This is a genomic window from Novosphingobium sp. (assembly GCF_036820275.1).
In the GTDB taxonomy this organism is placed as follows: Bacteria; Pseudomonadota; Alphaproteobacteria; order Sphingomonadales; family Sphingomonadaceae; genus Novosphingobium.
In genome coordinates, this window is the sequence record NZ_DAISLT010000042.1 from 46,461 (window position 1) to 53,866 (window position 7,406).

General features: G+C 66.6%; 1 protein-coding gene. It reads left to right on the top strand.

The genetic code is table 11. The features are described 5' to 3' along the window. A partial coding sequence (locus V7066_RS23845) for an Ig-like domain-containing protein (protein WP_334185456.1) occupies positions 1-7,406 on the top strand: 7,406 nt, incomplete at both ends.

The following is a 7,406-nucleotide window of genomic DNA, read 5'->3' on the forward strand; positions in this document are numbered from 1 at the left end:
CGCCCTTCGCCTTTACGGTGGACACCAGTCCGCCGGAAGCGCCGACGCTCAATCCTACCGACGGTACGGTCATCTCCGGAACAGCGGAAGCGGGGGCCACGATCGGCATCGATCTCGACGGGAACGGCGAACCCGACGCTTTCGCTCAGGCAGACGGTGCCGGAAACTGGATCTATCTGCCGGGCACCCCGCTTCCCGACGGCGCGACGATTTCCGTCACGGCTACCGATGCGGCGGGCAACAGCACCCAACCCGTGTCGATCGTCGTCGATGCTACGGTTCCGCTCGCGCCGAGCATCCTCGAAGTGGTGGATGATGTCGAAGGCGTTACCGGGGCCGTCGCGCGGGGCGGCACCAGCAACGATCCAACGCTGACCATCAACGGTACCGCGGAAGCCGGATCGATCATTCGGATCTACGATGGCGAGACGCTGGTCGGCACCACCACCGCAAGCGATACCGGCGCCTGGAGCGTGACGACCGGCACGCTTTCCGAAGGCATCCACGGCTTTTCAGTTACTGCGACGAATGCGGTCGGCCATGTCAGCGGACCATCGACGACGTATGTCGTGACGCTCGATTTCTCTCCCCCGGCGCTGACGGTCAATCCGACCGATGGCGAGACTCTTTCCGGAACGACCGAACCCGGCGCATCGGTGCTGGTCGATATCGACGGGGACGGCAATGCCGATCTGACGGCGACGGTGGCGCCGAACGGTGCCTGGGTGGTGAACTTCCCGTCGCCGCTCGAAAACGGCGCGGTGGTGAACGTGGTGGCGGTCGATCCGGCGGGCAACGCCACGGCGCCTTCGCCGGTCACGGTCGATACCTCGATCGATGCCTCGCTGCCGTCCGAGCCGGTGGTGGGTTCGGTCACCGACGGGGTGAACCCCGTGGAAGGCGCGCTGGTCAACGGCGATGCCACCAACGACCCGCAGCCCTTGCTGAGCGGCACCGCCGATCCGGGGTCGACCGTGACGATCTATAACAACGGCGTCCAGATCGGCACGGCCAGTGTAGGCGGAACCGGCGTGTGGACCTTCCGCATTCCCGCGCCGCTGTCGGACGGCGAGCACAGCCTGACCACGACCACTACGGGCGCGAACGGCAATGTCAGTCTGCCGTCACCCGCGTTCGAACTGACCGTCGATACCCAGCCGCCCGCCGCCCCCGCCGTCAATCCTTCCAATGGCGAGACGATTACCGGCACGGCCGAGCCGGGCACGACGGTAAGCGTCAATATCGGCGGCGTCATCGAAACGGCGCAAGTGAACGAGAGCGGTGCCTGGAGCATCACGCCCGCCTCTCCGCTTCCCAGCGGTCCCATCCAGGTGACGGCGATCGACGCCGCGGGGAACGTATCCGCCCCGACCAATGCCGCGATCGATGCGAATGCACCGCCCGCACCCTCGATCGGCGCCGTTCTCGATGACGTGGGCCCCAAGCAGGTACCTATTGTCAGCGGCGCACCGACAGACGATGCGCGACCGGTCTTCACCGGCACTTCGGAGGGCAATGCCGTCATCCGGATCTACGAAGGCACGACGCTGCTGGGTACGGCCGTCGCGAACGGGAATGGCGAATGGTCCGTCACCCCGGATGCGCCGCTGTCCGAGGGCACCCACAACCTGACGATCACGGCCACCGATGCAGTGGGCAATGAAAGCGGTCCTACTCCGTTCCAACTGGTCGTGGACACCCAGGCCCCGAATGCTCCTGCGATTACGCTGGTCGCGGACAGTGCCGGACCGGAGAGCGGCAATGTCGGCCCTGGCGGCTTCACCGACGATCCGCGACCGGTGCTGACCGGTTCGGCCGAGCCGGACTCCGTCGTCTCGATCTACAGCAACGGCATCCTTCTCGGAACCGCGGATGCGAACGGTCTCGGGATCTGGACTTTCACGCCCGACGCGGACCTTCCGCAAGGCAGCAACAGCTTCCTGATCGTCGCAGCCGATGCGGCGGGCAACGTCAGTGCGCCTTCCGCGCCTTATCAGGTCACGGTCGATACGGACGGGCCGACGCAGCCGGTGATCGTTTCCGGCTTCGATAACGTCGGTTCGGTTCAGGGGAACTTCCTGAGTGGATCGTCCAGCGACGATACTCTGCCGGTTCTGACCGGCACCGCCGATCCGAATGCGATCGTCACGATCTCCCAGGGCGGCGTTCCGGTAACGACGGTTACGGCGGATATCTTTGGAAACTGGACGTTCACACCGAGCCAGGCACTTGTCGACGGCAGTTACGTCTTCACCGCCAGCGTCACCAATCCCGCCGGCGTCACCGTGCTGTCGGCGCCGTTCCAGCTGACGGTGACGACGCAAGGCCCGGCGGCCCCGTCGATCGTTGCCGCCGAAGACGGAACGGGCCGCTATACCGGCCCGCTCGACACCGAAGACTATACGGACGATGTTCTGCCGGTGCTTTCGGGGACGGCGGCCGTCGGCAGCACCGTAACCATTCTGGACAACGGCGTCGCCATCGGCACTGCGGTAATGGACGGCAGCGGCGGTTGGACGTTTACGCCGCCCGGCGGTCTTGGCGAGGGACGACACGATTTCACCGCGACTGCGACCGATGCCGTGGGCAACACCAGCCAGGCCTCCGGCGTGTTCACGCTCTTCGTGGACACCAGCGCGCCCGAGGCACCGATCGTGGAACCGAGCGCGGGCACGGTCCTGACCGGAACTGCCGAGCCAAACGCCCGGATCGAACTCGACTTCACCGGTGACGGCATCATCGACGATGTCACGACGGCGGACGGCGACGGGCTTTGGACCTATATCGCCAATCCGCCGCTGCTTAACGGCGTGACGGTGACCGTCGTTGCCGTCGATGCTGCGGGGAATGTCTCGGGAACCGACAGTATCGTCATCGATCTGACGCCGCCCGCCGCCCCGATCATCACCGGCGTGATCGATGCCGTCGGCGAGCAGACCGGGAACGTGCCCAATGGCGGTGGCACCGACGATCCGCTGCCGGTCATCACCGGCACGGCCGAACCCGGCGCGACGGTGACGATCTACGACAACGGCGTGCCGCTCGGTACGGCCGAAGCTTCTGCCACGGGTGCGTGGCAGTTCGAGATAACCGCGCCGCTCTCCGACATCGCCCATGTCTTTACTGCCAGTGCGGAGGATGCCCTCGGCAATGCCGGCGGGCTTTCGGAACCTTACGGATTCACGGTCGATACCGGCACGCCCGGCGTGCCCGTGATCACCGGGGTGGAGGATCACGCGGGCCTCATCCTCGGCAATGTCGGTCCCGGCGGCACCACCGACGATGCCCTGCCGACGATCAGCGGCACCTCCGACGCCAATGCCACGATCACGATTTACGACGGTACGATCGAACTGGGCACGACCGTTGCCGATGGTAGCGGGTTCTGGAGCTTCACGCCGACCGATGCGCTGCCGGACAAGGCCTACGATTTGCGCGCCACGGCGACGAACGTGGCCGGCAATACCGGCGCAGCCTCGAACGACTACGAGGTGACGGTGGACACGGTTCCGCCCGCCTTGCCTTCGCTCGATAGCGTCAGCGGCAACGAGCCGGGCAATGTCGGTGCCATTGTCGAGGGTGGCCTTTCCAACGATACCACGCCGTTCCTGAGCGGCACGGCCGGAGCCGATGAGGTCATCTCGATCTTCAACAACGGCGTGCTGGTGGACACCGTCACGGCAGGCCCGACCGGCGAATGGAGCACCACGCTCAACCTTGGCGAAGGGCCGCAGAGCATCACGGTGAGTGCAGCCAATGCGGCGGGCAACAGCAGCCCGACCACGGCGCCGTTCACCTTCACCATCGATGCCACCGATCCCGATGCGCCCACGGTCAATCCGACCAACGGCACCGGAACGCTGACCGGCACCGCAGAGCCGGATTCGACGGTCTCGATCTCGATCGGCGGCGCCGCAGCAGTCACGGCATTGGTCGATCAGGACGGCAACTGGAGCCTTCCGCTTTCGGGCAATCCGCCTGATGGCACGCCGATCGTCGTCATCGCCATCGATCCGGCGGGGAACAGCTCGCTGCCGACCAATGCCGCCGTCGATCTCGCCCCCCCGGCACCGCCGCAGCTGTTGACGGCGACTGACGATCAGGGTGACGTTCTTGGCCCGATCGGCTCGGGCGGCACCACCGACGACAGCCTGCCGGTCCTGACCGGCACCAGCGAGGCGAATGCCACGATCGTCGTCTACGACAACGGTGGCGAGATCGGCAGGACCCAGGCGGACGCCGGCGGCGCGTGGACGTTCACGCCTTCCACACCGCTTTCGGACGACTTCCACAGCCTCACGTTCGCCGCCATCGATACGGCGGGCAATCTGGGCCTGCCTGGCCCCGCCTTCGAGTTCACCGTGCTCACCACCCCGCCTTCGGTGCCAAGCATCACCACCGTAACGGACAATGACGGGGCACCGATCACGATCGTTCGGGGAGGCAGCACCAACGACGAAACGCCGCTGCTGAGCGGGTCCGCCGATCCGGGTGCGATCATCACCCTCTTCATCGACGGCGCGGAAGTAGTCCCGCTTTCGCCGATCGTTGCCGATCCCGTCACGGGGCTCTGGTCCTACACGCCCACGCTTACGGAGGGGCCGCATAGCTTCACCGTGACCGCAACCAACGCGGCCGGTAACGAAAGCGCGCAGTCTCCGGCCTATGGGATCGTCGTCGACCTGACCGATCCCAACCCGCCGACCATCAACCTCAGCGACGGCAACACGGTCACCGGAACCGGGGAAGCCGGGGCGACGATCACGCTGTTCGTCAGCGGGGACGGCTCGATTTACACAACCGTGGTGAACAGCCGCGGGGAGTGGAGTATACCCGTGACGGGCGGCCGGGCCTCCGACGGGGCGGGCCTGACGGCCATCGCCACCGATCCGGCGGGCAACGTCTCGTTGCCGGGCTCCGGTGTGGTCGATTACGACAACGGCATCCCGCAGCCTGAAATCCCGGTCCTGCTCTCGATCACCGATGCGGTCGGGGACATTCAGGGACCGATCGACAACAATGGCGTGACCAACGACAGGCTCCCGACGATCACCGGGACTTCCAGCGCCAATGCCCTCATCACGATTTATGACGGCGCGGCCATTATCGGCACGACAACCAGCGGTCCCGGCGGCAGCTGGAGCTTCACGCCGACACTGCCCCTCGGCGAGAGCGGGCACAGCATCAGCGCCACTGCGACGGTCGGCGGGGTGCAGAGCATCAGCGGCAACACGATCGCCTTCACGGTCGATGTCACGCCTCCGGGCCAGCCGGTCGTGGCGGCCAGCAACGGCGCGGTGCTGAGCGGCACGGTCGAGGCCAATGCAACGGTGAGCATCGATTTCGGCGGGTCCTCCGGTCCGGTTACGGTGCAGGCGGACGCGAACGGCAACTGGAGCTTTACGCCGGTGCCATCGCTGGCCGATGGAACCTTGGTCAATGTCGTGGCGATCGATGCGGCAGGCAACCAGTCTGTCGGAGCCACGATCGCGGTCGATGCGGCGCCTCCGGCCACGCCTTCGATCACCGGCGCGACCGACGATGTCGGTCTGGTGCTGGGACCGATCGTCAACGGGGGCGGCACCGACGATACGACGCCGACGCTGTCCGGCACGGCCGAAGTGGGGGCGACGATATCGATCTACGACGGCACCACGCTGCTCGGAACGACGACGGCAACGGACGGCACATGGACGTTCACGTCCACCGTGTTGCCGGAAGGCCCGCACAGCTTCACCGTCACCGCCGCCGATGCGCTCGGCAATGTCAGCGGCAGTTCGGCTGCCTTCTCGCTGACGATCGTGACCGGCACGCCTGCCGCGCCCGTCATTACCGGCGCCTTCGACGACGCGACGCCGGGTGTCGGTGCAATCGCCAACGGCGGGGCGACCAACGACAGCCAGCCCACGCTCAGCGGCAGCGGTTCGGTCGGGGATACCATCTCGATCTACAACGGCAGCACTTTCGTCGGTTCGGCGGTCGTCGTGGCCGGTGGAACCTGGAGCGTTACGCCCAATGCGGCACTGACCGACGGCACATATACGCTGACTGCGGTGGCCACCAATATCGCCGGTACGCAAGGCCCGGCATCCTCGTCGTTCACCGTCACCATCGATACGGCGGCGCCCGGCACGCCGGTCCTGATCGGCGTAACCGATGACGTGGGGCCGATCCTCGGCGTTCTCGCCAACGGTGCCGTCACCGACGATACCCTGCCGACCTTGACGGGGACTGCCGAGGGCAATTCGCTGATCTCCGTCTATGACGGCCAGACCCTGCTGGGCACCACGCTGGCCAGCGCCTCCGGCGCCTGGACGTTCACGCCGCCAGCACCGCTGGGTGTCGGGGGGCATGCCCTCACCGTCACGGCAACCGACGCCCTGGGCAACCAGAGCACGGCGACAGCGGCCTTCAACCTGACCGTCGACCTCACCCCGCCGGCCGCTCCGGTCATCACCGGGGCGCTGGACGATGTCGGCGGATCGCAGGGACCGATCGCCACCGGCGGTCTCAGCGACGATGCCCTGCCGCAGCTTTCCGGTACAGCAGAGGCGAATTCCACCGTCTTCGTCTACAATAACGGTGCTCTGCTCGGCTCGGCGCTCGTCAACGGATCGGGGACCTGGACCTTCACACCGCCTTCGCCGCTGGCAGATGGCGCGCACAGCTTCACGGCGACGGCGCGCGATCCCGCAGGCAACCTGAGCGGGACGTCGGCGGCCTTCGTGGTCAATATCGATACGACGCCGCCGGTCGCTCCGGTCATCACCGCGATAACCGACGATCTCCTGCCGCAAGTCGGCACGGTGGCGAGCGGCGGCGTGACCAACGATACGCAGCCGACGCTTTCCGGCACGGCGGAAGCCAATGCCTCGGTATCGATCTATGACAACGGCAACCTGATCGGCACCGTCAATGCCGGACCGACGGGAAGCTGGACCTTCACGCCTGGCGCTCTGTTGCCGGAGGGTAACCACAGCTTCACGGCGCGCGCCACGGATGCCACCGGCAATCAGGGTGCGGCATCCACGGCCTATTCCGTGCGCATCGACACGACGCCACCTGCGGCACCGGTCATCTCCGGTGCGACCGACGATGTCGGTAGCGTGCAGGGTCTGGTGGTGAGCGGCGGCGTGACCGACGATACTCTGCCGCTGCTGCGGGGCACGGCCGAAGCGGGCTCGACGGTGACGATCCTGTCGGGCGGAGTGGCGATCGGTACGACCCAGGCCAATGCCGCCGGAAACTGGACGTTCACGCCGCCCGGCGCTCTGGCGGAAGGGACCTACACCTTCACGGCGGTGGCAACGGATGCGGCGGGCAATACCGGCGGAGCCTCCCCATCGTTCGTGATAACGGTGGACGTTACCGCGCCGCCGCCTCCGGTAATCACGGGCATCACCGAC